Raw genomic sequence first — 26,065 nt, 5'->3', positions numbered from 1 at the left:
GGGAGCAATGAATGAACGCATTCTTCAAGGGCGCGGGCACCGTGCTGGCTACGATTTGGGTCTGGAGCTTGTTGCTGGTGCTTTCAGTCGCGCTGTTGGTATGGTTTTTCGGACCCTTGCTCGCGGTGGACGGGTATCGGTTCTGGGCCGCACCGACATCGCGCCTGTTGACCGTCTGCGTGGTGTTTCTGTTGTGGGGGCTGGCGATGGTCCTGGCCGGCGGGCGCCGCGCCGTGCGGCTGAAAAAGCCCGGACACCAGGCGCATCATGAGCAACAGGGGCGCATTGAGGACGAGCAGAAACAAGTGCGTGGCCGCTTCAGGGAGGCGCTGCATACCCTGAAAACCTCTGGCCGGTATGCTGAACGCAGCGAGCGTTGGCGTGATGAGCTGCCCTGGTACCTGTTGATCGGCGAGGCGGGCAGTGGCAAGACGCGCTTGCTGGCGGCCAGTGGGTTGCCGTTTCCGCTGGACCGTGTCGAGCCGAGTTCGACGGGCCAGACCCGCTACTGTGATTGGTACTTTGCCGACGACGCGGTGCTGGTCGATACCGCCGGACGCTACCTGACGCAACCGGACGGTGCCGTGGATGCCGCGGGCTGGTTGACCTTGCTCAGGCTGCTCAGGGCGCGACGCCAGGTCCGCCCGCTCAATGGTGTCGTGGTGACCTTGTCGATGGAAACGCTGGTTGGCAGCCACCCGCTGGATCTGGACCATCACGCCCGTCACATTCACACGCGCTTGCAGGAAATCCAGCAGACGTTGCATGTCGATGTGCCGATCTACCTGGTCCTGACCCAGGCCGATCGGTTGACGGGGTTTGCCGAATACTTCGACTCACCCCAGGCCGACGCCGCCGAAGGCGTACTGGGTCAACAGCTGATCACCGGCAAGGCCGGCACTGAAGTCACCCAGGTGCGCCAGGCGTTCGAGACGCTGCTGCAACGCCTGGGGGGGGAGTTGATTCAGCGCTTGCACGCGCAGCGCAGTGTCGAGCAGCGCGGGCTGACACTCGACTTTCCGCAACAGATGGCGCGAGTCGGCGAACGCCTGTGCGCATTTATCGAGCTGGCTTTTTCCGCGCATCGTTATCAACGTATCAACGGACTGCGCGGGTTCTATTTGACCTGCGCCGGTGAGCGCGGCTCGCACTTCATCCAGGGCTTGTTCAACCGGGTGATATTTGCCGAGGCCGGCCTCGCCGGTCTGCAGGGCCAGGAACAGCAGCGCATACGTCGCCGGCAAATCGGCGTGGCCGTGGCCGCAACCCTGATCATCGGTGCGGCGGGTTGGCTGTGGATGCACAGTTATTCGGTCAACCATCATCGCTTGCAGCAACTGGCCAACCTGGCGACGCCAGTTGCCTTGCCACTTGGTACGGACGCGACGCTGGCCGTGTTGCCGCTGCTGGATGCACGGCGGGCGGCGATCCAGGTTTTCCCCGCAGTGCAGGACGTGCCACTGGTGGAACGTGCAGGCTTGTATCAGGGAGAAGCGAGTCAGCCGGTGCTGGACAGCGCTTATGAGCAGGCCCTGCAACAGCAGTTATTGCCACGGGTGACCGAGTTGCTCGAAGAGCAGGTGCGTTCCAGCCTGGATGATCGCGAGCGGCTGTTGGACAACCTGCGTGCCTACCTGATGCTCACCTTGCGCGAGCGCCGTGATACGGCTTGGCTGGCGCAGCGAGTGGCTGGCCATTGGTCGGCACGTTATGCGGGCGATACGTCGACACAGCACCGCCTGAATGTGCATCTGGCGCAGTTGCTTGGGCAATCGTTCGTGGCACCGGTAGATGATCAACTGGTTGCCCTGGCGCGCCAGGCATTGCGCGGTGAGTCGTTGGCCGATGTGATCTACCGGGTGCTGCGCGAGCAGTCGCGTAACCTGGAACCCTTGCGCTTTGCCGAGGGCAAGGTATTTGCCGCCATCGATCATCCGATCCCCGGGTTCTACACAAAACGGTATTTGCAGTATTTCGAGACGCAGGGGCCGCGATTGGTGAATGCCATTGCCCAGGACAATTGGGTGCTGGGTGAAGGGACGGACTTGAGTGCCATGGATTTACGCCGGCTGATGCTTGAGCTCGAGCAGCGTTACTTCAGCGAGTACGCCGACGCCTGGAGTGATGCATTGGGCCAGGTCAGCCTGCAGGCGACTGACGGCCTCAGGCAAGGTGCCGAGCAACTTGCCAGCTTGACGTCCGCCCAGTCGCCCCTGATCCAGCTGTTGCAGTTGGTCAGGGAAAATACCCGCTTGCTCCCTGTCAGCGAGCGACTGGATGAGGTGACGCGCCAGATCGGTGAGGTGGGCGCGGTGGCGCAGTTGGCAAGCGACGCGCTAATGGAGCAGTTGCCGCCGGACTCGGCCCGGCGTGCGTTGCAGCGCCGCTTCGAACCGTTGCACCAGATGCTGGACGAGCGGCAAAACCCCGGTGCCGAGTTAAGCCAGGCCCTGCGTCTGGCCGACGAGTTGCACCTGCAACTGACGGCCCTGAACCGTGAGAGTGCGCCGGAGCAGGCGGCCTTCCAAAAGGCTATACGGCGCATGGAGGGCCAGCAGGATGTGCTGGGCAATTTGCGTGATGCTGCTGCGCGTCTGCCACTGCCGCTGTCTGCCTGGTTCGAGGCCATTGCCGATGATGTCTGGCGCCACTGGTTGGATGAGGCCTATGTGTATGTGAACCAGCGCTATCAAAGCGAGGTATACGGTGTGTATGCCAAGGCCATTCGCCAGCGGTACCCGTTCAATGCCCACGGTACCAGCGATGTGGCGCTCAGTGATTTCACCGATTTTTTCAAGCCTCGAGGTGTGATGGCGCGGTTCTATGACAGTTACCTGCGCCCGTTTGTCAGCACCGAGGGCAGCCGCTACCGCTTGCGCGGCCTGGACGGGCGCAGCTTTCCGACATCACGTGCTTTCCTGGACCAACTGGCGAAGGCGCAAGTGATCCGGCGCGGTTTTTTTTCCGAGGAGCAAGGAGGCTTGTCCGTGCGCTTTACCCTGGCCCCCTACAGCCTGGACCAGGCGGTCAGTCGCGCCATCCTGCGTATTGGCGATCAACAACTGGAATATCGCCACGGCCCCATCGTGCCCATGGCGTTTCATTGGCCCACCGAGGCCGACAACGGTCGCAGCAGCCTGGTCCTGGAGCGGGGCGCGCATCGACCCCTGGGGATCGAGAAAAACAGCGGAGATTGGTCATTGTTCCGCTTCTTCGATTTGATGCAGAGCGAGCCCGCCAATGGCCGGAACGCGCAGATACTCAAGTCTGACCTCTCGGGTTTGCGCGCCAATTACCTGTTGACCAGCCAGCGCATGCCCAACCCATTTCAAATCGCGGCCTGGCGCACGTTCCGCTTGCCGGAGCGACTGTGAGCCGCCATGGCATCCCTTGGCGCAGTGCGGGGCGTACGCAGCGCGGCAAGGTCAGGGCGCGTAACGAGGACGCGTTCCTCGATTGCCCTCAACGCGGCTGTTGGGCGGTGGCGGACGGCATGGGCGGGCACCGGGCCGGGGATGTGGCCAGCCAATGGGTGGCCAGCAGCCTGGCGTCCTTGTCGGGGCAGGGTAGCCTCGATCAGCGCGTGGAAGCCGTTCGCCGATGCCTGCAATCGCTCAATTGGCAACTGGGCCATGGGCTGAGACGCCCCGCAGGTGATCTCGACGGCACCATGGGCAGCACCGTCGTCACGCTACTGTTGGAGGGCAGTCGTGCTGCCTGTGTGTGGGCGGGAGACAGCCGTTGCTACCTGTGGCGCGGGCAGAACCTGTATCAACTGTCCCGCGACCACTCCCTGCTTCGACAATTGATGGATGAACAACAGTTGAGCCTGGAGCAGGCCCGAGCCCACCCGGATGCGCGGGCCTTGACGCGGGCCATCGGCGCCCGTGAGCCCTTGAACCTGGAAGTGCTGGAGCTCAGCACTCGGCCAGGCGATGTGTTCCTGTTGTGCAGCGACGGTCTGTACCAGTCACTCAGTCATGGCGAGCTGGGACGTGCCTTGAGCATGGGCACGCCGCAACAGATGGTGGACCGGTTGTTCGCCGCCGTCATGCGCGGCACGGCGCGGGACGACCTGACTGCTGTGGTGGTGCAGTCATGAGCGCGACCGTGGCCCCACCCAGCCTGCTCGCCGGGCGTTATCAGCTGGAGCGGATACTCGGCAGCGGAGGCATGGGTGTGGTCTACCGCGCCCGTGACTTGCTGCACGAACAATTCGGCGAACCGTGTTCCAGTGTGGCCTTGAAGGTCCTCGGCGAAACCTTTGCCGAGTGCCCGGACGCCCATGTGCTGTTGTACAGCGAGTTTGCCCTGGCCCGCGGCCTGCGACATGAGCGGGTGGTGCGCATGTATGGATTCGACGTCGATATCAACCGGCATATCGCGTTCTTTACCATGGAGTTGATGCACGGCATGACCCTGGACCGACTGCTGCTCGAATACCCCGGTGGCATGCCTTGGCGAGAACTGCAACCGATGGCGGTGCAGTTGCTCGACGCCGTGGCGTATACCCATCGCCTGGGTGTGCTGCACGGCGATCTGAAGCCGGGCAACGTCATGGTCAGCGAGGAGGGCCTGCGGTTGTTCGATTTCGGCCTGGGGCAGTCGCTGCTCACGACCGGGTTGCCGGGCCTGAGCCGCGGCCATATCGGTGCCTGGACACCCGCTTATGCCGCGCCGGAGCTGCTGGCCGGCGATGCGCTGTCAATGGCCGCCGACCTGTACGGCGTGGCGTGCGTGCTTTACGAGATGGCGCAAGGACGGCGGCCGGGGGAGCGCTCATCCGCTGAGTCACTGCCGCGGCCACGGCAATGGCCTCGGCATTATTGGCCGGCGTTACGCACGGCGCTGGCCCTGGACCCCGAGCGTCGCACCATCAGCGTCGCTGAGTTGCGTGAGATGATGGGCTGCCCGTGGCGCCGTTGGTTTGTGTAGCGCGGTGTCAGCTGTTCACGTCGTGCAACCGGCAGTAGTCAGCCCAGCTCATGCCGGCCATCTGCGCCACTTCCTTGTGGACTTCGAGGCGTTGGGCTTCGAACGCCTGGGCTGACTCCGCTGTCAGCTTGAGTGTCAGCTCCCAGGCAAACAGCCCCTGGCGCTCGGCTTCAGCCTCGAAGGCTTCGTGCAGGTGCTCGGCGCGGTATTGCGCCAGGGTTTCGCCTTTGGCCTGGGCCGCCAGCGGGTTCAGGGTATCCAACTGCGTGACGATGTCGGGATGTTCTGCCAGGAATCGGTCCAGGGCGAGCTGGTGGTTATCGCCGGGTTGTGACAAGGCTGTGCTCCAGGTTGATAAAGGGGGCAGGGTCGAGGTGCAGTCGCGTCCAGTGTCCGGCGCCACGTTAACGGATGGCGGGTGCCGGCTGGCAGAACGGGCGGATCGTCGATCTGCGCGTCGAGGGCCAAGGATGGGCCAACCCAGGAAGTTCGACAAGCATAACGCCCCGAAATGAATGCCGAAAAAAACCGGGTGGCGCTGCAAAAGCCTTTCGCTCCCGCTATCAGGACGTGTAGCGTTAGCCGGTGTTTTCGGCCCTGCCTCCCAGGGACGGTAAGCGACGGACAGAGGGATGGGTCATGGCGCAAACGCTGTTCAAACTGTTCTTTACCCAGCGTCTGGCCGCCCTGGCCAGTACCGAGTCATTGCGTGCGATCCGCGAGGGGCTGTTGTGGATCCTGCCGTGCCTGCTGGTGTCGGCCGCCTTTCTGATCCTGTCCGAATGCGCTCGCGTGCTGGGGTTCGCCCCGTCGTTGGTGACCTTCCTGGCGGGGCTGCATAACCAGATCAGCTCGGTGATCCCGCTATTGGTGGCGGCCTCCATCGGTTACATGCTTGCCATTCAATATCGGCTGCCACAGTTGCCCGTCGCCTTCCTGTGCCTGGCCCACGTGGTGGTGGCGACCTTTATCCTGCGTGATTACCCGCGCACCTCGGCCACCTTCGTACTGTTTATCGCGATTGCTTCGCCGCTGCTCAATGTGCCCGCGATCGCCTGGCTGCATCGCTATCGCTGGACCCGCCTGGTCAACGAGGACCTGGTGACCCACAACCTCAGGGGCACCATCAATATGGTGATGCCGGGCGCAATCACCTCACTGGCCTTGGTGGTGGTGCTGTCGATGCTGTTGCAGATTCCCTATGTGGCAGAGCTTCAGGGGCCGCAGGTGATCGATGCGCTGGAATCACCCTACGGCAGCGGTTTGTTCGTGACCCTGATGAATTCGCTGTTGTGGTTTTTCGGCATTCACGGTGTGTACGCGATGCAGCCGTTGTTCGATGTGCTGGACCAGGCGGTGGTGCTGAACCATGCCGCCTTGGCCGCCGGAGAGCCGATCAAGTACCTGCTCAACAGTGGCCTGCTGGGCAGTTTCGCCTTTATCGGTGGCTCGGGCGGGGCGCTGTGCCTGTTGGTGGCGATCCTGCTGTTTTCCCGGAGCCAGTCCATGCGCCTGTTGGCGATAGCCAGCTTGCCGTTGTCGTTGTTCAACGTCAGCGAAGTGCTGCTGTTTGGTTTGCCGATTATCCTCAACCCGCGCTTGTTCATTCCGTTCCTGCTGGTGCCGGCTTTCAATGCGATGGTGGCGCTGACCGTGGTGCAGCTCGGCTGGGTGTCGCCCGCCGTGGTCAGCGTGCCATTTACCGCGCCGGTGTTGTTCAATGCCTACCTCAGCACCCACGGCGATCTGGCCGCGGTGGTGCTGCAAGTCGCCCTGCTGGTGATCGGCACCCTGATCTACGCGCCCTATGTGCGCGCGATCCATCGTCAGCCCACCGAAGGCGGTACGGTGTACCTCAAGTCGTTGGACATGACCTTTCGCGGCCTCGAAGAAAAAGGCCGCCTGCTGGAGTTGGACCCGGTGCTCGCGTCCCACAAGCTGCTGGCGCGCCAGGCCAACGAACTGAGCCGCATCCAGCAGATCAGCGATTATGAGTTCTACCTCGAGTTCCAGCCCCAGGTCTCGACCCGCACCGGCCTGTGTACCGGCTGTGAAGCCTTGATGCGCGCCCGGGATGCCCAGGGTACCGTGCATTCGCCCTGGGAATTTCTGCAATGGCTGGCCCAGGCGCGACTGATGCCGGATGTGGATGTGTGGGTGGCGTCCCAGGCCGTGCGTGAGTACCAGAAGTGGCAGAAAATCGGTTTTGCCTTGCCGATGACGATCAATATTTCCAGCGCCACCCTGACGGATGCTGCCTATGGCGAACGCCTGGTGGAAATCCTGGCCCAGGCCCACGGGCAGGTGTCGGTGGAAATCACCGAAGACGCGTTGGTCAGTGATATCCAGGTCACGCGCCAGACCCTCCAGAAACTGCAAGCCATCGGCGCCAAGATCTATATCGATGACTTTGGCACCGGGTATTCCGCCTTGAGTTACCTGCACCAGTTTCCGGTGGACTTCATCAAGATCGACCGCAGTTTTGTGGTCGCCCAGCACGAGCCCAAGGGCGCCCAGGTGCTGACCGGCCTGTTGCGCTTTTGCGAGGCGTTGAACCTCGGAGTGGTGGTCGAAGGCGTGGAGACCGCCGAGCAGTTGGCCTTCCTGAACTCAGGCAATGAGCTGATTATCCAGGGCTGGTATTTCAGCAAGGCGCTGCCAGGCGATCAATTGCAAGGCTTTGTGCGCAATCGCGCCAGCCTGGCCGAGGCCTAGGCCGACTCGTAGCCACCACCGGTCCGGGCGATCTCTTCGAGCAACCCGTCTATGCCCGCCAGGCGTGCGCGGTTGTCGTGGTCCCAGGGGTGAAAGCCGGGTTTGAAGTAATGCAGCCACGGTCGCAGCATCCTTGGGAACACCCCCTTGGGACCGTAGAGAAACTTGAGCATGCGCCAGAACCCCTTTAAATGCCCTCCGGCCTTGCGGTCGGCAATCAGCAAGCGTACGTGGAAATCAAACACCACCAGCCAGAAGAGCAGGGTGGTGGTGAGCATGGTCCCGGTGCGCAACAGATAGCGCAGTGGCCCGGGCTTGACCACGGTGTTCCACACATCGAACGCCACGGCCTTGTGCTCGGTTTCTTCCAGGGCGTGCCAGTACCACATCTGCTGGTAGCCCTTGTGTGAGTCGCCAAAGCGCGACGGGTCGCTGAGCAGTATTTCCGCGAGCATCGCGGTGTAGTGCTCCAGGGCGATGGTTACCGCCAGGTTGAAAGACGGCGGCAGGTGTTTTTTCTGCAGGTCGAGGATGAATTTCAGACGTCGGTCCAGGGTGTGCGCCGGCAGCCCCGCCGCTTGCAGCAAATCGTTATAGGCCACGTGTTCGCGGCTGTGCATGGCTTCCTGGCCGATAAAACCCTGGATCTCTTTCTTCAACTGCGGGTCATGGATGTGCGCGCGGTAGTGGCGCACGCTGTCCATGAAAAACAGCTCTCCTTGGGGAAACAGCAGCGACAGGGCATTGAAGAAGTGCGTGATGAACGGGCCTTGCTCATGCCAGTTCTTGATGCGTTCAGCCGGTAAGGCAAAGCGGATATCGCGACGGATAGGCAGCATGGTGCGTCCTCCTGTTCAGAGACGGGATTCGTCGTTGGTTTCAAGCATCGGCCTGCGTGGTTTGGGCGCCATGCGTCTGCTGGCGAGCACTACCAAGGCCTGATAGGCCGCCGGCAGGCAGCGCGCGAGCAGGTCGAGGCAATACGCGTCGCGGCCGATCAGCACGCGGCGCTTGTTCTTGCGCACACCTTGCAGGATCACCTTGGCGGCCTGATCGGCGTCGGTAATGAACAGCTTCTCGAAGTCGGCACGGGCCTGCTGTTCGCTGTGGATCAAAAAGCCGGTCATGTTCGCGTCGATACGGCTGCTGCGGCAGATATCGGTGCGAATGCCGCCTGGGTGTACACAGGTGGCCGAGACGCCGCACCGTTGCAAATCGAGCTCCTGGCGCAGGGCTTCGGTAAAGCCGCGCACGGCGAATTTGGTCGCGTTGTAGCCGCTCATGCCGGGCTGGGCAAACAGGCCGAAGACGCTGGAGGTGTTGATCACATGGCCGTCGCCGCTGGCCTTGAGGTAGGGCAAAAATGCCTTGGTGCCATGCACCACGCCCCAGAAGTTGATGCCGACGATCCATTCCAGGTCGGCATAGTCCACGCCTTCGACGGTGCTCGACAGCGCCACGCCGGCATTATTGAAGATCAGGTTGACCTGGTCATGGTTGGCCGCACAGCGCGCGGCCCAGTCTTCCATGGCCTGGCGGTCGGACACATCCAGCACCTGGGTGGTGACGGTCACCGGCGACAGGGTCGAGGTCTTGATCAAGGCCAGGGTCTGCTCCAGTCCCTGGCTATTCTTGTCCGCCAGCGCCAGGTGACAGCCTTCCCTGGCCAGGGCCAGGGCCAATGCGCGGCCCATGCCCGACGCCGCGCCGGTAATCGCCGCTACGCGGCCGTTGAATGACTTCATGACAGGCTCCTTTCGACACCGGCATTGGGTGCGGCTATCGCGCGCGGTGGTGCGTTGACCGGCGCCAGGCCGACGACATAGTCCTTGAGCGCAAAGTGCCGGGTGACCTGCTTGAAGCGCCAGGTCGAACCGGGCCACAGCGTGGTGTTCTTGCCGGTACGGGGATCGAGATACCAGCTGCGGCAACCGCCGGTATTCCAGATGGTGCGCTTGAGCCTGGCCTGCAGTTGCTGGTTGTAGGTGTGCTCCACGGCGGGTTTGACGTCGACCGTGGCGATGCGGTGTCGCTGCATGTGCTTGAGCGCATCGAGGATGTAGGCGACCTGGGCCTCGATCATCAGAATCATCGAGTTATGCCCCAGCCCGGTGTTGGGCCCGATGATCAGGAACAGGTTCGGATAGCCCGGCACCGTGGTGCCTTTATAGGCATGTGCGCCATCGCGCCAGGCATCCATCAGGTCGACGCCGTCGCGGCCGATGATGCAATCGCGGGGCAGCGGGTCGGTGGCCTGGAAGCCAGTGCCGAAGATCAGGCAATCGGCGTGGTGTTTTTTACCGTCGGCGGTGATCACGCCATCGGCTTCGATGCGCAGCACACTCTCGGTCACCACCTCGACATTGCTGCGTGACAGCGCCGGGTAATAGTCGTTGGAGATCAGCACGCGCTTGCAGCCGATGGTGTAGTCCGGGGTGAGGGCCTTGCGCAGGGAAGGGCGGGCCACTTGTTTGTGCAGGTGGCGCAGGGCGATTTTCTGCACCATCTTCATCAGCCGTGGGTGCAGGGCAAAGCCCACCACGCGACCTTCCAGCGCCCAGTAAAAAGCACCGCGTACCAGGCGCTGGGTGAAAGGCAGGTGCTTGAAGGCCCAGCGTTCGGCGCGAGAAATCGGTCGGTCGGGCTTGGGCATGATCCACGGCGGGGTGCGTTGGAACAGGTCCAGATGGGCCACCTGTGGCGCGATCTGCGGCACGAACTGAATGGCACTGGCGCCCGTGCCGATCACCGCCACGCGCTTGCCCTTCAAGAGGTAGTCGTGGTCCCACTGCTGGGAGTGGAAGCGCTTGCCCTTGAAACTCTCCAGCCCCGGAATATCCGGCAGCGCCGGGCGCGACAGCGCCCCCATGCCCGATATCAGCACCCGCGCGCTGACCTGGCGCCCGTCACTGAAACGCAGTTGCCAGCGTTGCTGCTGCTCATCGAACACGGCGCGTTGCAGGCCCATGTTGAAGCGCAGGTACGGCATCAGCTCGAATCGCCGGGCGCATTGCTCCAGGTAAGCGCGGATTTCCGTTTGCGGCGCGAATTGGCGCGTCCAGTCAGGGTTGGGCGCAAACGAAAACGAATAGACATGGGACTGCACATCGCAGGCGCACCCTGGGTAGTGGTTGTCGCGCCACGTGCCGCCGAGCGTCTCGGCCTGCTCGGCGATAAAGAAGTCGGTCAGGCCGGCCTCCTTGAGCTGGATGGCCATGCACAGGCCGGCGAAGCCTGAACCGATGATGGCGATGTCGATGGATTCGCTGTGGGCATTCATAGGCAGTCCTTCATGGGCATCGAATGTGCTCCTGTTTTTTGTTTTGTCTTTTAGATAGAACACCATTGCAAAGGAAAATTGAATTATTTATTTTAAAAAAGATTTTAAATAATCTACCTGAAAATATCGCCTACGCTAGTCCCTGGCTCCTTATGTGCGACCTGTCCGACGGACGCGAGGGTATGCACGAAGTTTAGGTCCCGGGTGTGGACGATGGCTGAGGCCTTGATCAATACCGGTCGGGCGGTCGGCAGCAGGGAAGCAGAGGACCGAGCTATGGCTGTTGAATGGGTTATCGCTGCGGGTGTGCTGGTCGGTGCGAGCGCGGTGTTATGGGGGTTCAGTACCTGGATGACACGGCGCATCGAAGCAGCTGTTCCAGGCAATGGGCGTTTCGTCGATGTCGAGGGCGAGCGCTTTCACTATTACGAGGAGGGCGAAGGCCCACCGCTGGTCATGATTCACGGGCTGATGGGCAGCAGTCGCAACCTGACCTATGCCTTGTCCGGCCGATTGCGTGAGCACTTCAGGGTGATCACCCTCGACCGCCCGGGGTCGGGTTATTCCACCCGTCACACCGGTACGCCCGCCGACCTGCCGGCCCAGGCCCGGCAAATCGCCGCCTTTATCAATACGCTGGGCCTGCACAAACCGCTGGTGCTGGGGCATTCCCTCGGCGGTGCGATTGCCCTGGCGCTGGCCCTTGACCACCCCCATGCGGTATCGGGGTTGATTCTGGTGGCACCGCTGACCCATCCCCAACGTTTGTTGCCACTGGTGTTCCTGTCATTGGCGGTGCGCCCGGCGTGGTTGCGACGCTGGATGGCGCATACCCTGACCATGCCCGTCGGCCTGCTGACCAAAGGCTCGGTGGTCAAAGGCGTGTTCGCCCCTGATGCCGCTCCAGACGATTTCGCCACGCGCGGTGGCGGCTTGCTCGGCATGCGCCCTGACAACTTCTATGCCGCCTCCACCGAGATCAACCTGGTCAACCAGCACTTGCCGGACATGGTCAAGCGCTACCCGCAACTGACCCTGCCCATCGGCCTGATCTACGGCGCACAGGACAAGGTGCTGGACTTTCAAAAACACGGCCAGGCCCTGGCCAGCAAGGTGCCGGGGCTTAAGCTGCAAGTGGTGGAGGGGCGCGGACACATGTTGCCAATCACGGCCACCGAGCGTGTGGCCGTGCTGGTGGAGCAGGTTGCCAAGCGCGTGCGACCGGCGCAAAACGCCACGCTGTTGCATCCGCCATTTGCCCTGGCGAGTAAATAATGGGTTACCCGACTTGCGGTTCAACGGCGTCAATTGCCTGGCCTAGACACCTGACTAAACAGCTGAAAAAGAGACTGATCGGTCACGGAAAAAAGCGCTCGAGAAACTAGTTGACGACCTAACGATTCCGCGCTATTTATTTAAAAAAATTATTTCAATGTCTAATTTGAAATAATTTTTGAAATGCCTAAGAGCGAATAAAATAATGAAAAAAACGTCTTTTATCGCATGGTTGGTTTCTCGGGGCAGTCAGCGCTCCGTGAACCTGTTTGTCGCCCCATTCGTTTGCCTGCCCACCGACTGCATTCGGAGGCTGCCATGAACCAGGCCCTGGCAGCTCCAAGCGTCTGGACCGACGGCAAGCGCCACCTGTGGTGGCTCGGCATCATGCCGCTGGCAACCCCCTTGCTCTCCGGCGCTCTCGCCATCACCACCGGCGTACAACAATTGTGGTGGGTCGGCGTACTGGTGATTTTTGGCCTGATCCCGTTGATCGACGGCCTGCTCGGTGAAGACGTCAGCAACCCGCCCGAGTCCGCCGTCAGCCACCTTGAATCCCAAGGCTACTACCGCTGGATCGTCTACACCGGTGTGCTGTTTGTCATCGCTTCGGTGGTCATCACCGGCTGGCTGGCCGCTGGCGGTATCGACTGGATCATCAACGGCGGCCTGCTGCACGCCACCGCCACGCTGGACCCTTCGAGCTGGATGGCACAGGCCGCTGCGTATGTCACCGAGCGCACCCAGCTTCACGGTCAGATCAGCGTATTCACTTACCTGGGCATGGCCATGTCCACGGGGGCTGCCACCGGCATTGCGATCAACACCGCGCATGAACTGGGGCACAAGCCCAAGCCGTTGGAAGTGTTCCTGGCCAAGGTCACGCTGGCCCCTACGTTCTATGGGCACTTCTACACCGAACACAACCGCGGCCATCACGTACGTGTCGCTACCCCGGAAGACCCCGCCAGCTCCCGCCTGGGTGAGAGCTTCTGGGCCTTTCTGCCGCGCTCGGTGTGGTTCAGCGCCCGCTCGGCGTGGAACCTGGAGCGCGAGCGCCTGCGCAAACTCGGCCTGCCGGCCTGGCATTGGAAAAATGGTGTGCTCAGTGCCTGGATGTACAGCGTGGTGCTGTGGGGTGCGATGATCGCCTGGTTGGGTTGGGCAGTGGTGCCATTCCTGATCATCCAGGGCATCTACGGCTTCTCGTTGCTGGAAGTGGTGAACTATGTCGAACACTACGGCCTTAAACGCCAGAAGTTGCCCAACGGTCGTTATGAGCGTTGCTCGCCACGGCATTCCTGGAACAGTAATCGAATTGTCACCAATATCTTTTTGTTCCAGTTGCAACGGCATTCCGATCACCATGCCAACCCCACGCGTAGTTATCAGTCGTTGCGTCACTTCGATGAATCTCCGCAACTACCCTACGGTTACGCGAGCATGATTGTCTGGGCCTATGTGCCTTACTTATGGCGACGACGGATGGATCATCGTGTGCTGAATCATTATGGCGGTGATATCACGCTGACCAATCTTCAACCTTCACAGCGTTTGAAGTACTTGGAAAAGTACAGCGGCACGATCCAGCCATTTTGATCTGAAGTAGTACGTTATTTGCGGCGTTCGTGATCTGTGTATTGCGCAGGTTGCTGTCGCCCTGGTGTTACCGATTTTATGGCAAGCAAGTTGTTTGACCCGAACAAAAATAATTTCAAGGGAAGGACGTACACCATGCAAGCACCTGCCAAGTTCACCACGCATATCGTATTGGCTGCGTTGGGTTTGATTGTCTATCAACAGGCCCAGGCCGCACGTATCGAACCGGCCGGCAGTGCCTTTACTGCCCAGGGCCCCATCAGCTTTTCCAAGGGCGCGCTGATCAGCGCCGACTGCACCATCAAAGTCGCCGGTAAGGTTGCCGCCGATGGGACGTCGGTGAATGTCGATAAAGTTGAATTCGATGGCGGCCTCAAGTGCAGCCGGGTCGAAGCCATCAACTTGCCGTGGGTATTAATTGCCAAGGACACAAAAAGTGGCTCGATGTCGAAGATCAGCGTAGATGTGCACGCCTTCGGCCTGGGCGGCAAGTGCGGCCCTTCCACGGCCGACGGCACCTGGGATAACGCCACCGGAAAGTTGGAAGCAGCCAATGTTCCGATTGGCGAAGACTGCAAGATCAAGACGGTGTCGATCAAGATGCCACCGAACTTCAAAGTGGTTGAGTAGTGGTTGGATGTTGTAGCGGTAATTGAATTGAGATTTGGCTGGAAAGGGAAGTTCTGCAGTTTCACCGTGACCTCTCGTTCATGGCCATTACCCCGGGCGAAATGAATTCGCCATAACATGTGAGGAAAAACAATGAAAAGCTTGAAAACCCTCGTTTGTGTAACGTCTTTTGCTCTCAGTTTCGGTGCAGCATCGATGGCCAGTGCGGCATCGATCGTTCCGAATGGACCGTTCACCAACTTGACCGGCACCATTACCGTACTTTCGCCTTCTTCGTCCGCCCCTGTTACTTGCACCCTTACTGCGAGCGGCACTGTTGCAGGTGGTGTGGCGACTATTTCAAGCGCTAGTTTCACTGGCGGCATTCTGTGTCCACTGGCGCAACTGAAAAGTCTCCCTACCCCAGGTTGGGTGTTGACCGCTACTAGCCTCAGCGCCGGTACCCTGTCCAATGTGGGCTACGTGATCAATGGTGCTCCTCCGCTGATTCCTCGGTCGGACTGCGGCCCTACCAGCATTGCTGTGACCTGGAATCAATCCACCCACGTTCTTGGCGCAACCAATCAAACCCTGCTTGGTCAGGGAACCGGCAACTGCACTATTCAATCGCTGACTGTTAACGCACCAGGCCTGACCGTTCAATAACTCGTTGGGTTAGAACCAGGGGCTGATCACCCGCTGTAGGCAGGTGCCTCGAAAGGGGCACCTGTTTGAAGTAAATAAGGCGACACCCGTAGCATCTTAAAAACGTATCAGCGATATGACGCGCAGGTGCTTCCGCGAGTGCTTGGGTTTTTTAAGACGCTTCCGCAGAGTCGGCCGTTGATAATAATAAGGAGTGCCGCATGAACAATAAGAAACTACAAGTGCAGGTCGCACTGGGGCTGGCGTTGTTGGGTGGAATAGCGGTAACGGTGCCGGTTCAGGCCGGTGGTTTTGCTACTCCGACTGTAGGTGCCGCTGGTTGGGGGCGTGGGTTCGGTGGGGGATCGCTGTTCAAGGGTGATCCAAGTGCGGCTTACAACAACCCTGCGGCAATGGCGTTTATCGATCAAAGCGTTGCGCAGTTCACCATTGACTACGCTCGCATCAATATCAAATACAAAGGTCAGGCCTACGACCTCAATGGTAACCCTCTGGAAAAAACACCTTTGAACCCGGACGGGTCTTTTGGTACGCCTTATTCCCAAGGTGACGGCGGTGAGGGTGGTTTTACCGCCTGGCTGCCTACCGGTTTCATGGTTATACCGATCAATGATCGCTTTGCTTTCGGCCTGAGCCAAGTGGTGCCTCAGGGTATGCGCAGTACCTGGGACGAGGACTGGAAGGGGCGTGATTTTGCCGTCGACACCAAGATCGAAACGGTAGGGCTCACGGGCTCTCTATCGTTCAAGGTCACCGATCGGTTCTCTATTGGTGCAGGGGCAATCGTCCAGCACACTAAAGGCTTCGTCAGCCAGAACATTGACCTGCTGGGGGCGGCGGCCGCCTCGCCAGCGGGCATTCCTTTCCCGTCAGGCGTGGGCAACGCATTGATGCGAGTCAAGGTCGATAACACGTCCGTGGGCTGGTTCACAGGCGTCGTCTGGAAACCCACCGAACGTGACACTCTGGGTTTGAACTACCACGCGAAAATCAAGAACAAGATGGAGGGCAAATACAACATTCGGGCTGATGCTGCGTTGAAAAGCCTGATGACTGATCCTGCGTTGCCCGATGGCACGACACTGGTGGGGGTCTTGTACCCCGGCTTGAGATTGCAACCGGACGGCGCCAACGCCGAGACTCGGCTGGATATCCCGGCGAATGCTTCCTTTGACTGGGTGCATGAAGTCAATGAACGGTTGACCCTGGGCGTCAGTGCGACCTGGACCCAATGGTCATCCTTCAAGGCTCTTACGCTGACATCGGACGGTAACCTGATCGTATCGATTCCCTACAAGTATCGCGATGCCTGGCAGTACTCTTTCGGCGGCGATTACAAGCTCACTGACGACCTGACCTTGCGCAGCGGTGTGTCGTTTGACCAGACCCCCACACGCAACTCAACACGTGATCCGCGTATCCCCGACGGTGACCGGATCTTCGCTTCGCTTGGGTTCGGCTACAACGTAAGAGCCATTCCTGGTTTAAGTGTTGACGCGGCCTACTCGCGGCAGTTTGTACAGGAGGTCAACCTGAAGACACACAATCAAGACCGCCTGGGTGGCTCGCGACTTGATGGAAAATCCGAGGGCAAGGGCGAAGTGGTCAGTGTGTCAGCGACCTATCGGTTCTGACCTAAACGGTGTGACGGCGTCATGAGGTAGTTGGCGCATCCGGCTGCCTCTTCATGTTGTCACTTATCGACGGGTCGCCCATGCGACCCGTTGCGATTTCCTGATGAACAAACCTGAGAGGCTGATCCATTCATCCGCCATTTTTTTTGCCCGTACATTAAATAAAAATTTCAAAACAAAATTTGAATTTATCTTTCCGAGTTTGTAGTGTGGCGTTACGCCGCAGCTCATTTCGATCTGCACCCACGTTTGCCACGCCCTGAATCGAGTCGAGGTATCTCCATGGTTATCTGGTTATTGGTGGGTTTCGCAGCCGCGATTGCCCTGGCGTATCGACAAGCCGCCGCCACCCTGTGGTTGGGCGCTGGCCTGGTCTGGCTGGCGGCGGGTTACCTGTTCAATGTGGTCGCCGCTTTCGGCACCACCGTCGCGGCGGTGCTGGTGGTGGTGCCGGCATTCCTGATGACGATCAAACCCCTGCGCCGTACCCTGTTGACCAGCAAGGCCCTGGGCCTGTTTCGTACGATCATGCCGGCGATGTCCGACACTGAACGCGCGGCGATCGAGTCCGGCACCGTGTGGTGGGACGCCGAGCTGTTCAGCGGCAAGCCCAACTGGCAGCGCCTGTTGCAAGCCGCGCCAGCCAGCTTGAGTGCCGAGGAGCAAGCCTTCCTCGACAATGAAGTCGAAACCCTTTGCGACATCGCCAACGACTGGGAAACCACCCAGGTCTGGCAGGACATGTCCCCCGAAGGCTGGCAGTACACCAAGGACGCCGGCTTCCTCGGCATGATCATTCCCAAGCAGTACGGCGGCAAAGGTTTCTCTCACTATGCGCACTCGCAAGTGGTGATGAAGCTGTCGACGCGCTGCTCGGCGGCGGCGATTTCGGTGATGGTGCCCAACTCCCTGGGCCCGGCGGAGTTGCTGCTGCACTACGGCACCGATGCCCAACGCAATTACTACCTGCCGCGCCTGGCCCGGGGTGAAGATATCCCGTGCTTCGCGCTCACCAGCCCCTATGCCGGTTCCGACGCGGGGGCGATCCCGGACCTGGGCATTGTCTGCAAGGGCCTGCATGAGGGGGAAGAAGTACTGGGTTTCAACGTGACCTGGGACAAGCGCTACATCACCCTGGGGCCCATCGCCACTGTGCTCGGCCTGGCGTTTCGCGCCGAGGACCCGGACGGTTTGCTCGGCGCGCCCGGTTCACTCGGCATCACCTGCGCGTTGATCCCGACCTCCCATCCCGGCGTCAACAGTGGGCGCCGTCACTGGCCGTTGAATGCGGTGTTCCAGAACGGTCCTACCACCGGCAAGGATGTTTTCATTCCTTTGGAGTGGGTCATCGGCGGCCGCGAACAGGTCGGCAACGGCTGGCGCATGTTGATGGAGTGCCTGGCCGCCGGCCGGGCGATTTCGCTGCCATCGGCCAACGTCGGCCTGGGCAAGGTCGCGGTGCGCGGTACCACCGCGTATGCGGCGATGCGTAAACAGTTCGGCCTGCCCATCGGCAAGTTCGAAGGCGTGCAGGCGCCGCTGGCGCGCATGGCCGGGCATTTGTATGCCTGCGATGCGGTGCGCAAGGTCTCGGTGGCCTCTCTGGACGCGGGCGAGAAACCCTCGGTGATCTCGGCCATCGCCAAGTACCACGTCACCGAGCGCGCGCGGATGATCGTCAACGACGGCATGGATATCGTCGCTGGCAAAGGCATTTGCATGGGCCCGAATAATTTCCTGGCGCGCGCCTACCAGCAAAGCCCCATCGCCATCACGGTGGAGGGCGCGAACATCATGACGCGGTGCCTGATCATCTTTGGCCAGGGCTTGATCCGTTGCCATCCCTACGTGTTCCGCGAGATGGAAGCGGCGCGCAACCCGGATCGGCGCAAGGCGTTGGAAGACTTCGATCGCGCGATGTTTGGCCATATGAGTTTCGTGCTGGCTAACACGGTGCGCGCGGCGGTGAATGCGCTGACGGGTGGCCGGCTGATTTCCGTGCCAGCCAAGACCGACCCGGCGCTGGCGTCCTATTACCGCCAGGCTAATCGGCTGTCGGTGGTGCTGGCATTGATTTCGGATATTTCCATGGGCGTGCTGGGCGGGGCGCTCAAGCGCAAGGAAAGTATCACCGGGCGCCTGGGCGATATCCTGTCGCAGTTGTACATCCTGTCCTGCGTGCTCAAGCGTTTTGAGGACGATGGACGGCCCCAGGCGGACCTGCCGCTGGTGCATTGGTCGGCCCAGGACGCCTTGTTGCGCGCCCATGAAGCCCTGGCCGAAGTGCTGGATAATTACCCCTCCACAGCGGCGGCGGCGGTGCTGCGAGGCTTGACGTTCCCCTTCGGCATCCCGCTGCGCAAACCCTCGGATCACCTGCTGGCCCAGGTTGCCGATGTGGTGCAGGCCCCTGGGGAGACCCGCGACCGTTTGTTGGCCAATTCCTACATCCCACGTCCGGAAATCGACAAGCTGGCCTACGGCGAACTCGGCTTCCGCCTGTTGCCGCAGGTGGAATTGATCGACGCCCGACTCAAGCCGGCGATCAAGCAAGGCCTGCTCGAACCGATGCCGATTTCCGCCACGGCCTTTACCGCCTGGCGCGTCAAGGCGCGGGCGCTGGACCTGATCAGCGCTGACGAAGACGCCTTGCTGGCGCGCTATGTGGAATATGCCGACCACGCGATCCAGGTGGATGACTTCCCCCAGGACTTCGGTTTGCTGGAGGCGTTGCAGCAGCGCAGGCAGGCGTTGGAGCCGGCGCCCAAGCGGCGCAGCAGCCAAAGCGAAAACGCCTCGGTCAATTAGGGCAAACCCGGTCAATGTGGGTGGGGGCTGGGTCCAATGCCAGTCAGTTAAGGTTTTTTGTAGGAGCGAGCTTGCTCGCGAAGAACGTCTAAGCAACGCGTTCATTCTGGATAAACGTGGTGGTCCTGAGTTCTTCGCGAGCAAGCTCGCTCCTACATGACTGGCATTAGGGCTTGCCCCCTCCCACATTGGATCGGGTTTACAAGGTCAGAATGTGTTGTGAGTGAATGCGGATATGAGTGACAGCTACCTATCGTTCGTCAATTCCCCCTGGGGCCGGCGCCTGGCCCAGGCGGTGGGCTTGCCTCAGCCCGTGCCGTTGCAGCGCCATCGCAGCGGCCAGCCAGGCCTGGCCAACCCGGTGATCGTCGCCGGGGCAGGGCGGCTTTCCACGCGAGTGCAACAGGTTTTCAGCGCCACCGACACGGTCACCGCCGCGCCGGCGACGCTCAAGGCGCCGTCCACGGTCAAGGTGCAGGGCGCAGTGTTCGATGCCAGCGCTGTGGTCGACCTGAAACAGTTGGATGAGCTGTACGAATTCTTCCACGCCAACGCCAAACGCCTCGGCCAGCACGGTCGGGTGGTGGTGTTGGGCACGGCGCCCGAACACTGCGCGAACCTGCCCCAGGCCATCGCCCAGCGTGCCCTCGAAGGGCTGGTGCGGTCGCTGGCCAAGGAGCTGCGCCGCGCGATCACGGTGCAATTGCTCTATGTGGCGCCAGGTGCGGAGGACGCACTGGACAGCAGCCTGCGTTTCTTCCTGTCGCGCCGCTCGGCCTACGTCTCCGGGCAGGTGGTGCGCCTGGAAAAACCGGTGGACGGCCACCCCAGCGTCAACTGGGATAAACCCTTTGCCGGCCGACGCGCGCTGGTTACCGGGGCTTCCCGTGGCATCGGCCTGGCGATTGCCCAGGTACTGGCCCGCGACGGCGCCCACGTGGTCTGCGTGGACGTGCCCCAGGCACAGGAGTCGTTGCAGCAAGCGGCCGCCAGCGTCGGCGGTTCGGCGTTGCCGTTGGACATCACCAGTGCGGATGCAGGGGCGTTGTTGCAGGCCCATGTCAGTCAGTTCGGCGCCTTCGACGTGGTCGTCCATAACGCTGGGATCACCCGCGACAAGACCATCGCCAAGATGACCGAAGCGGCCTGGCGCAGCGTGCTGGCGGTCAACCTGGAAGCGCCGCTGAACCTGAGCAACGCCTTGTTGGAAAACCAGGGGCTGAACCCCGGTGGGCGCATCGTGTGTGTGTCGTCGATCTCCGGCATTGCCGGCAATCTCGGGCAAAGCAATTACGCCACCTCCAAGGCCGGCGTGATCGGCCTGGTACAGGGCCTGGCCCCGAGAGCGGCAGCGCAGCAGATCACGGTCAATGCGGTGGCGCCCGGTTTTATCGAAACACAGATGACCGCGAAGATCCCGCTGATGATCCGCGAAGCCGGGCGGCGCATGAATTCCCTGTCTCAGGGTGGGCAGCCGGTCGATGTGGCCGAAACCATCGCCTGGCTGGCCCATCCTGCCTCGGGTGGGGTCAATGGCCAGGTCGTCCGAGTGTGCGGCCAAAGCCTGCTGGGAGCCTGAGTCCATGGACTACATCACACAGATCATTGACCCACCGCCCTCGCGCACCCAGCTGTTGCTCGACGGCGTACGCGCCTTGCGCAAGCCCAAGCTCGACGGTGCGCCGCTGTTGCCCAACGAGCGTCTGGTGCGTTCGGCGGTGGTATTGTCTGGCGCCGACATCGACGCTTATGGGCGTGCTTGTGGGTTCCGGCGCGAGCAGGGGGTGCTGCTGTCGTACCCCCATGTGCTGGCGTTCCCCCTGCACCTAATGGTGTTGACCCGTCCGAGTTTCCCGTACCCGGCCAGCGGCATGGTGCACCTGGCCAACCGCATCCGGCAGCACCAGCGCCTGCATGAAGGCCAGGCGCTGCGCCTGGAAGTCTTTTGCGAACGCTGGGTGGCCCATGCCAAGGGCCAGGCGCTGAGCATCGCCACCCGCGCCTACAGCAACGGCGCCCTGGCGTGGGAAAGCGACAGCCTGTACCTGCGCCGCGAGGTCAAAGACCCGGTGGGCGAGCCGTGGGGTGACGCCCTGCCGTTGCAGGAAGAGGGCCTGCTGCGCACCCAGCGCTGGATGCTGCCCGCCGACCTGGGGCGGCGGTTTGCCAGGGTCTCGGGGGACTTCAACCCGATCCACACCTCACTGATCGGCGCCAGGCTCTTCGGCTTTCGTCGCGCCATCGCCCATGGCATGTGGACCCTCGGCCGTGCATTGGCCGCTCAACAACCGCCCGGTGGTCTGGATCAGGCCCAGGCCCATTGCGACTTCAAGCTGCCGATCTTTCTGCCCGGCCAGGTCGCCCTATGGCAACACCCCGTGAGCGGCCCGCGCCGCGAATTCGAAGTGCGCAATTTCGCCGGCGACAAACCGCATATGCGCGGGCTATTTGTCTGGAATGAGAACCCTACATGAGTGACTACAGCTTCAACCCGGCCCCGACCCGCCGCGTGGCGATCATCGGCGGCAACCGCATCCCGTTTGCCCGTTCCAACACGGTATACGCCCACGACAGCAACCAGGATCTGCTGGTGGCTGCGCTGCAAGGCCTGGTCGACCGCTACAACCTCCACGGCCAGCGCCTGGGCGAGTTCGCTGCCGGCGCGGTGATCAAGCATTCGCGGGATTTCAACCTCGCGCGTGAGTCGCTGCTGTCGACCACCTTGTCCCCGCAGACCCCGGCCTACGACGTGCAACAAGCCTGCGGTACCGGTCTGGAAGCGGCCTTGCTGGTGGCGAATAAAATCGCCCTCGGCCAGATCGAAGTCGGCATTGCCGGCGGCGCCGATACCACTTCCGACGCGCCCATCGGCATCAATGAGTCCCTGCGCCACACCTTGCTCGCGGCCAACCGTGCCAAGGGCATGGGCGACAAGCTGAAGGCGCTGCTGAAGGTGCGCCCGTCGATGTTTTTCAAGCCGCTGCTGCCGCGCAATGGCGAGCCGCGCACCGGCTTGTCCATGGGCGAGCATTGCGAAGAAATGGCCAAGCGCTGGCAGATCAAGCGCCTGGCCCAGGATGAGCTGACCCTCACCAGTCACCAACGCCTGGATGCCGCGTACAAACGCGGTTTCTTCGACGACCTGATCAGCCCCCATCGCGGCCTGGCGCGGGACAACAACCTGCGCGCCGACGCCAGCCTGGAGAAACTCGCCGGGCTGTCCCCGGCCTACGACCGCCAGAACGGCACTCTCACGGCGGGCAACTCCACGCCACTGACGGATGGCGCCTCGGTGGTGCTGTTGGCCAGCGAAGAATGGGCGGCGGCCAATGGCTGGCCGGTGTTGGCCTACCTGCGCACGGGCGAGACGGCGGCGGTGAATTTTGTCGACGGCACCGAAGGCTTGTTGATGGCGCCGGCCTATGCGGTGCCACGCATGCTCAAGCGCGAAGGCCTGAGCTTCGCCGACTTCGATTTCTTCGAGATCCACGAAGCCTTTGCCGCCCAGGTGCTGTGTACGCTCAAGGCCTGGGAGGACGCCGAGTATTGCCGCGAGCGTCTAGGCTTGGAGGCGCCAATGGGTACCATCGACCGCGCCAAAATGAACGTCAACGGTGGCTCCCTGGGCTGCGGCCACCCGTTTGCCGCCACCGGAGGCCGGCAATTGGCGACCTTGGCCAAGGCCATCCATGAACGCGGGGGTGGACGCGGCCTGATTTCCATCTGCGCGGCGGGCGGGCTGGGCATTACCGCCATCGTCGAAAAGTAGCTCTATCAAAAACAACAACAAGGAGACTGCCATGAACGCTATCAGCCTGGAACAGACCGAACGGGTCTGGTTGAACGCTTACCTGCCCGGCGTCCCGGCGGACATCGATGCCGGTATCGAAGACTACCCATCGTTGCGCGAGGTGTTCCTGGAGCACCTGGAAAAATTCCGCGAGCGGGTCGCCTACGTCAGTATCGGCACGGAAATGACCTACGCCGACTGGCACGTGCAGGGCGTTGCGTTTGCCGCCTGGCTGCAAGGCCAGGGCGTCAAGAAGGGCGACCGCGTGGCGTTGATGATGCCCAACTGCTTGCAGTACCCGATCTGCCTGCTGGGCACCCTCCTGGCCGGCGCGGTGGTGGTCAACGTCAACCCGTTGTACACCGCCCATGAGCTCAAGCATTTGCTCAAGGACAGCGGCGCCGAAACCGTGGTGATCTTCGAAAACTTCGCCCACACCCTGGAAAAAGTCATCGCCGGCAGCAGCGTCAAGCGCGTGGTGGTGGCGGCCATCGGCGACTTGCTCGGCACCTTCAAGGGCGCGGCGATGAACTTCATCCTGCGCCGCGTGCAAAAGCAGGTGCCGGCGTTCAACCTGCGTGGCTCGGTGCGTTTCAACCAGGTACTTAAACAGGGGCGGGCGCTCAACCACTTCCCGGTCGCCATGGCGCTCGACGACCTGGCCTTCCTGCAATACACCGGCGGCACCACGGGGGATGCCAAGGGCGTGATGCTCAGCCACCGCAATATCATCGCCAACCTGCTGCAAGCCAAGGCCTGGGTCGGTGATCAACTCGACCAGGACAAGCAGGAAACCAACGTCACCCTGCTGCCGCTGTACCACATCTTTTCCCTGACGGTGAACTGCCTGATGTTCATGTGCCTGGGCGGGCGCAACATCCTCATTGCCAACCCCCGTGATGTGAAGCGGGTGCAGATGATCCTGCGCAAGGAGCGTTTCAATGGCATCGCCGGGGTCAATACGTTGTTCAACGGCCTGCTGGAGAATAAGGAGTTCTGCGCGCGGGACTTTTCCGACCTGCGCATGGTGATCGCGGGCGGCATGGCCACGCACACGGCGGTGGCCAAGCGCTGGAAGGAAGTCACCGGCCTGCCGATCATCGAAGGCTATGGCCTGACCGAATGCTCGCCGGTGGTGAGCATCAGCCCCATCGACATCTCACGCATGCGCGAGATGGAGTTCACCGGCAGCATCGGCGTGCCGCTGCCGTCGACCTGGGTACGCTTCATGCGGGAAGACGGCGAACTGGCCGATATCGGCGAACAAGGCGAACTGCAAGTGCGCGGTCCGCAGGTGATGCAGGGCTACTGGAAACGGCCGAACGAAACCGCCGAAGTGCTGGACGCCGAGGGGTGGTTGTCGACCGGTGATATCGGCGTGATGGATGAGCGCGGCTATATCCGCCTGGTGGACCGCAAGAAAGACATGATCCTGGTCTCGGGCTTCAACGTGTACCCCAATGAAATCGAGGATGTGGTGGCGTTGCACCCCGGCGTCGGCGAAGTCGCGGCGATCGGCGTGGAGGACGGCGTGACCGGCGAGAGGGTCAAGATCATCGTGGTACGCAAGGACCCGAACCTGACCCAGGAACAGCTCCTGGCCCATTGCCGGGAATACCTGACGGGCTACAAGGTGCCCAGGTATGTGGAGTTTCGCAGCACCGAGTTGCCCAAGACCACGGTGGGTAAAGTACTGCGCCGAGCGTTACGCTGATTCAAATGTGTGTACGTGATCTAGAAATGTGTAGGTGATCTAACAGGATGCAGGTGATCTAAATGTGGGAGGGGGCTTGCCCCTGATGGCCATGGGTATCTACACAATTTCCAGTGGTCTGTGGCGAGGGAGCTTGGTCCCGTGGCGGCCTTCGGGCCGACTGCTTTTTGGGGTTTGGGTGAGTACATATCCGTTGCTGCGGTAACGGCCACTTAGGGTTCCGCCCTTACGGCGGGTCACTTTTGGAAGAGCGCCAAAAGTAACCAAAAACGCTTCGCCCCAACACTCGGCACCTCGCCTAGGCTCGGTGTGCCCGAACGCAGGCTTTGGAGCGTGGGCCGCCGTCATGGGCCATCCCTGGCCCAGGACGGCTAACCCGGCGTCCTGCCGGGTTACCCACGCTCCAAAGCCTGCGTTCGGCCAGCGTGTTTGACGGGGCGATCCCAGATCAAAAACAAAAGCGAGGCGGCCTTAAAGCCGACCTGATCATTGAAGCGTACGCGGTGTGGCTTCTATTTCCTTAAACGCTGACGAAGTCAGCAATCTTTTGATCTGCTCTGGCTCTGGCTCTGGCTCTGGCTCTGGCTCTGGCTTTTGATCTTGATCTCAGGCGCCCCGTTAACCACGCTGGCCGAACGCAGGCTTGAATCCGTGGGTAACCCGGCAGGACGCCGGGTTAGCCGTCCTGGGCCAGGGATGGCCCATGACGGCGGCCCACGGATTCAAGCCTGCGTTCGGGCATACCGAGCCTAAGCGAGGTACCGAGTGGTGGGGCAAGAGCCCTTTTGGTTACTTTTGGGGCTCTTTTCCAAAAGTGACCCGCTGTAAGAGCGGAACCCTAAGCAGCCGTTACCGCAGCAACGGATATGTACTCGGTCAAACCCAACGACATGGTCGGCCCAAAGGCCGCCACGGAAGCAAGCTCCCTCGCCACAGACCGCTGAAAAAAGTTGTGTAGATACTTATGCCCCGATGGCGGAGTGTCAGCCCGTACAGTTTTAACTGATGCACCGCCATCGGGGGGCAATGTCGAATCGTCG

Annotated in this window: 18 protein-coding genes; 14 read left to right on the top strand and 4 right to left on the bottom strand. The window is 61.4% G+C overall.

Annotated elements, in window-relative coordinates; all coding sequences use genetic code 11:
- The first annotated feature begins 11 nt into the window (after window positions 1-11).
- The 3 genes from tssM to AB7933_RS19920 are packed head-to-tail and all read left to right on the top strand — an operon-like array spanning window position 12 to window position 4,935.
- Window positions 12-3,374 (top strand): type VI secretion system membrane subunit TssM, encoded by a 3,363-nt coding sequence (gene tssM, locus AB7933_RS19930; RefSeq protein WP_024075943.1) that lies wholly within the window; start codon window positions 12-14, stop codon window positions 3,372-3,374.
- A complete protein-coding gene (locus AB7933_RS19925) occupies window positions 3,371-4,102 on the top strand; it encodes a PP2C family protein-serine/threonine phosphatase (protein WP_024075942.1) in 732 nt (243 codons plus the stop codon). The genes tssM and AB7933_RS19925 overlap by 4 nt, the downstream gene beginning before the upstream one ends.
- Entirely contained in the window at window positions 4,099-4,935 is an 837-nt protein-coding gene (locus tag AB7933_RS19920) for a serine/threonine-protein kinase (RefSeq protein WP_024075941.1), read from the top strand. Before AB7933_RS19925 ends, AB7933_RS19920 begins: the two co-directional genes overlap by 4 nt.
- Before the next feature lie 7 nt (window positions 4,936-4,942).
- Here the strand turns inward: AB7933_RS19920 and AB7933_RS19915 are convergent, their stop codons facing one another.
- Window positions 4,943-5,272 carry a DUF6388 family protein gene (locus tag AB7933_RS19915; RefSeq protein ID WP_024075940.1) on the bottom strand — a complete coding sequence of 110 codons (330 nt, stop codon included), beginning with the start codon at window positions 5,270-5,272 and terminating at the stop codon, window positions 4,943-4,945.
- Window positions 5,273-5,574: 302 nt separating this feature from the next.
- Here AB7933_RS19915 and AB7933_RS19910 point away from each other — a divergent pair, with 302 nt between their 5' ends.
- Window positions 5,575-7,650, top strand: a complete 2,076-nt coding sequence (locus AB7933_RS19910) for a PTS sugar transporter subunit IIC/EAL domain-containing protein (protein WP_024075939.1) — start codon at window positions 5,575-5,577, stop codon at window positions 7,648-7,650.
- Here the strand turns inward: AB7933_RS19910 and AB7933_RS19905 are convergent.
- The 3 genes from AB7933_RS19905 to AB7933_RS19895 are packed head-to-tail and all read right to left on the bottom strand — an operon-like array spanning window position 7,647 to window position 10,930.
- Window positions 7,647-8,489 (bottom strand): metal-dependent hydrolase, encoded by an 843-nt coding sequence (locus AB7933_RS19905; protein WP_024075938.1) that lies wholly within the window; start codon window positions 8,487-8,489, stop codon window positions 7,647-7,649. The two genes, AB7933_RS19910 and AB7933_RS19905, sit on opposite strands and share 4 nt — an antisense overlap.
- 15 nt (window positions 8,490-8,504) lie before the next feature.
- Window positions 8,505-9,395: an SDR family NAD(P)-dependent oxidoreductase gene (locus AB7933_RS19900; protein WP_024075937.1), complete on the bottom strand. Its 891-nt coding sequence runs from the start codon at window positions 9,393-9,395 to the stop codon at window positions 8,505-8,507.
- Window positions 9,392-10,930 carry a flavin-containing monooxygenase gene (locus AB7933_RS19895; protein ID WP_024075936.1) on the bottom strand — a complete coding sequence of 513 codons (1,539 nt, stop codon included), beginning with the start codon at window positions 10,928-10,930 and terminating at the stop codon, window positions 9,392-9,394. The genes AB7933_RS19900 and AB7933_RS19895 overlap by 4 nt, the downstream gene beginning before the upstream one ends.
- A 276-nt stretch (window positions 10,931-11,206) precedes the next feature.
- Between AB7933_RS19895 and AB7933_RS19890 the strand changes: the two genes are divergently transcribed.
- The 10 genes from AB7933_RS19890 to AB7933_RS19845 all read left to right on the top strand — a co-directional run bounded on the left by AB7933_RS19890 (window position 11,207) and on the right by AB7933_RS19845 (window position 25,025).
- A complete protein-coding gene (locus tag AB7933_RS19890) occupies window positions 11,207-12,205 on the top strand; it encodes an alpha/beta fold hydrolase (RefSeq protein ID WP_024075935.1) in 999 nt (332 codons plus the stop codon).
- A 318-nt stretch (window positions 12,206-12,523) separates the two neighbouring features.
- Window positions 12,524-13,804, top strand: a complete 1,281-nt coding sequence (locus AB7933_RS19885) for an alkane 1-monooxygenase (protein WP_024075934.1) — start codon at window positions 12,524-12,526, stop codon at window positions 13,802-13,804.
- 135 nt (window positions 13,805-13,939) lie between these two features.
- Window positions 13,940-14,434: an alkane oxidation protein activator PraA gene (gene praA, locus AB7933_RS19880; RefSeq protein ID WP_024075933.1), complete on the top strand. Its 495-nt coding sequence runs from the start codon at window positions 13,940-13,942 to the stop codon at window positions 14,432-14,434.
- A 132-nt stretch (window positions 14,435-14,566) separates the two neighbouring features.
- Window positions 14,567-15,079: an alkane oxidation protein activator PraB gene (gene praB, locus AB7933_RS19875; protein ID WP_024075932.1), complete on the top strand. Its 513-nt coding sequence runs from the start codon at window positions 14,567-14,569 to the stop codon at window positions 15,077-15,079.
- 200 nt (window positions 15,080-15,279) lie between these two features.
- A complete protein-coding gene (locus AB7933_RS19870; RefSeq protein ID WP_024075931.1) occupies window positions 15,280-16,713 on the top strand; it encodes an outer membrane protein transport protein in 1,434 nt (477 codons plus the stop codon).
- Between the two features lie 282 nt (window positions 16,714-16,995).
- The gene (locus AB7933_RS19865) at window positions 16,996-19,521 is read left to right on the top strand and encodes an acyl-CoA dehydrogenase (RefSeq protein ID WP_024075930.1); all 2,526 of its coding nucleotides are present in this window, start codon (window positions 16,996-16,998) and stop codon (window positions 19,519-19,521) included.
- A 235-nt stretch (window positions 19,522-19,756) separates the two neighbouring features.
- Entirely contained in the window at window positions 19,757-21,100 is a 1,344-nt protein-coding gene (locus tag AB7933_RS19860) for a 3-oxoacyl-ACP reductase (RefSeq protein WP_024075929.1), read from the top strand.
- A 4-nt stretch (window positions 21,101-21,104) separates the two neighbouring features.
- On the top strand, window positions 21,105-21,995 hold the full coding sequence (locus AB7933_RS19855) for a MaoC/PaaZ C-terminal domain-containing protein (RefSeq protein WP_024075928.1): 891 nt from the start codon (window positions 21,105-21,107) through the stop codon (window positions 21,993-21,995).
- Entirely contained in the window at window positions 21,992-23,290 is a 1,299-nt protein-coding gene (locus AB7933_RS19850) for an acetyl-CoA C-acetyltransferase (protein ID WP_024075927.1), read from the top strand. The genes AB7933_RS19855 and AB7933_RS19850 overlap by 4 nt, the downstream gene beginning before the upstream one ends.
- 31 nt (window positions 23,291-23,321) lie before the next feature.
- Window positions 23,322-25,025 carry an AMP-binding protein gene (locus AB7933_RS19845; RefSeq protein WP_024075926.1) on the top strand — a complete coding sequence of 568 codons (1,704 nt, stop codon included), beginning with the start codon at window positions 23,322-23,324 and terminating at the stop codon, window positions 25,023-25,025.
- The last annotated feature ends 1,040 nt before the right edge of the window (window positions 25,026-26,065 follow it).

It is taken from the genome of Pseudomonas gorinensis (genome assembly GCF_042015035.1).
Classification (GTDB): domain Bacteria; phylum Pseudomonadota; class Gammaproteobacteria; order Pseudomonadales; family Pseudomonadaceae; genus Aquipseudomonas; species Aquipseudomonas gorinensis.
This window is presented reverse-complemented; position numbering and strand designations above follow the sequence as displayed.

Excerpts from the sequence above, each read along its gene's own strand:
- AB7933_RS19910 (WP_024075939.1), top strand. The coding sequence starts at position 5,575 with ATGGCGCAAACGCTGTTCAAACTGTTCTTTACCCAGCGTCTGGCCGCC.
- AB7933_RS19845 (WP_024075926.1), top strand. The coding sequence starts at position 23,322 with ATGAACGCTATCAGCCTGGAACAGACCGAACGGGTCTGGTTGAACGCT.
- praB (WP_024075932.1), top strand. The coding sequence starts at position 14,567 with ATGAAAAGCTTGAAAACCCTCGTTTGTGTAACGTCTTTTGCTCTCAGT.
- AB7933_RS19905 (WP_024075938.1), bottom strand. The coding sequence starts at position 8,489 with ATGCTGCCTATCCGTCGCGATATCCGCTTTGCCTTACCGGCTGAACGC.
- AB7933_RS19865 (WP_024075930.1), top strand. The coding sequence starts at position 16,996 with ATGGTTATCTGGTTATTGGTGGGTTTCGCAGCCGCGATTGCCCTGGCG.
- AB7933_RS19895 (WP_024075936.1), bottom strand. The coding sequence starts at position 10,930 with ATGAATGCCCACAGCGAATCCATCGACATCGCCATCATCGGTTCAGGC.
- AB7933_RS19870 (WP_024075931.1), top strand. The coding sequence starts at position 15,280 with ATGAACAATAAGAAACTACAAGTGCAGGTCGCACTGGGGCTGGCGTTG.
- AB7933_RS19900 (WP_024075937.1), bottom strand. The coding sequence starts at position 9,395 with ATGAAGTCATTCAACGGCCGCGTAGCGGCGATTACCGGCGCGGCGTCG.
- AB7933_RS19855 (WP_024075928.1), top strand. The coding sequence starts at position 21,105 with ATGGACTACATCACACAGATCATTGACCCACCGCCCTCGCGCACCCAG.
- AB7933_RS19920 (WP_024075941.1), top strand. The coding sequence starts at position 4,099 with ATGAGCGCGACCGTGGCCCCACCCAGCCTGCTCGCCGGGCGTTATCAG.
- AB7933_RS19850 (WP_024075927.1), top strand. The coding sequence starts at position 21,992 with ATGAGTGACTACAGCTTCAACCCGGCCCCGACCCGCCGCGTGGCGATC.
- praA (WP_024075933.1), top strand. The coding sequence starts at position 13,940 with ATGCAAGCACCTGCCAAGTTCACCACGCATATCGTATTGGCTGCGTTG.
- tssM (WP_024075943.1), top strand. The coding sequence starts at position 12 with ATGAACGCATTCTTCAAGGGCGCGGGCACCGTGCTGGCTACGATTTGG.
- AB7933_RS19890 (WP_024075935.1), top strand. The coding sequence starts at position 11,207 with ATGGCTGTTGAATGGGTTATCGCTGCGGGTGTGCTGGTCGGTGCGAGC.
- AB7933_RS19860 (WP_024075929.1), top strand. The coding sequence starts at position 19,757 with ATGAGTGACAGCTACCTATCGTTCGTCAATTCCCCCTGGGGCCGGCGC.
- AB7933_RS19885 (WP_024075934.1), top strand. The coding sequence starts at position 12,524 with ATGAACCAGGCCCTGGCAGCTCCAAGCGTCTGGACCGACGGCAAGCGC.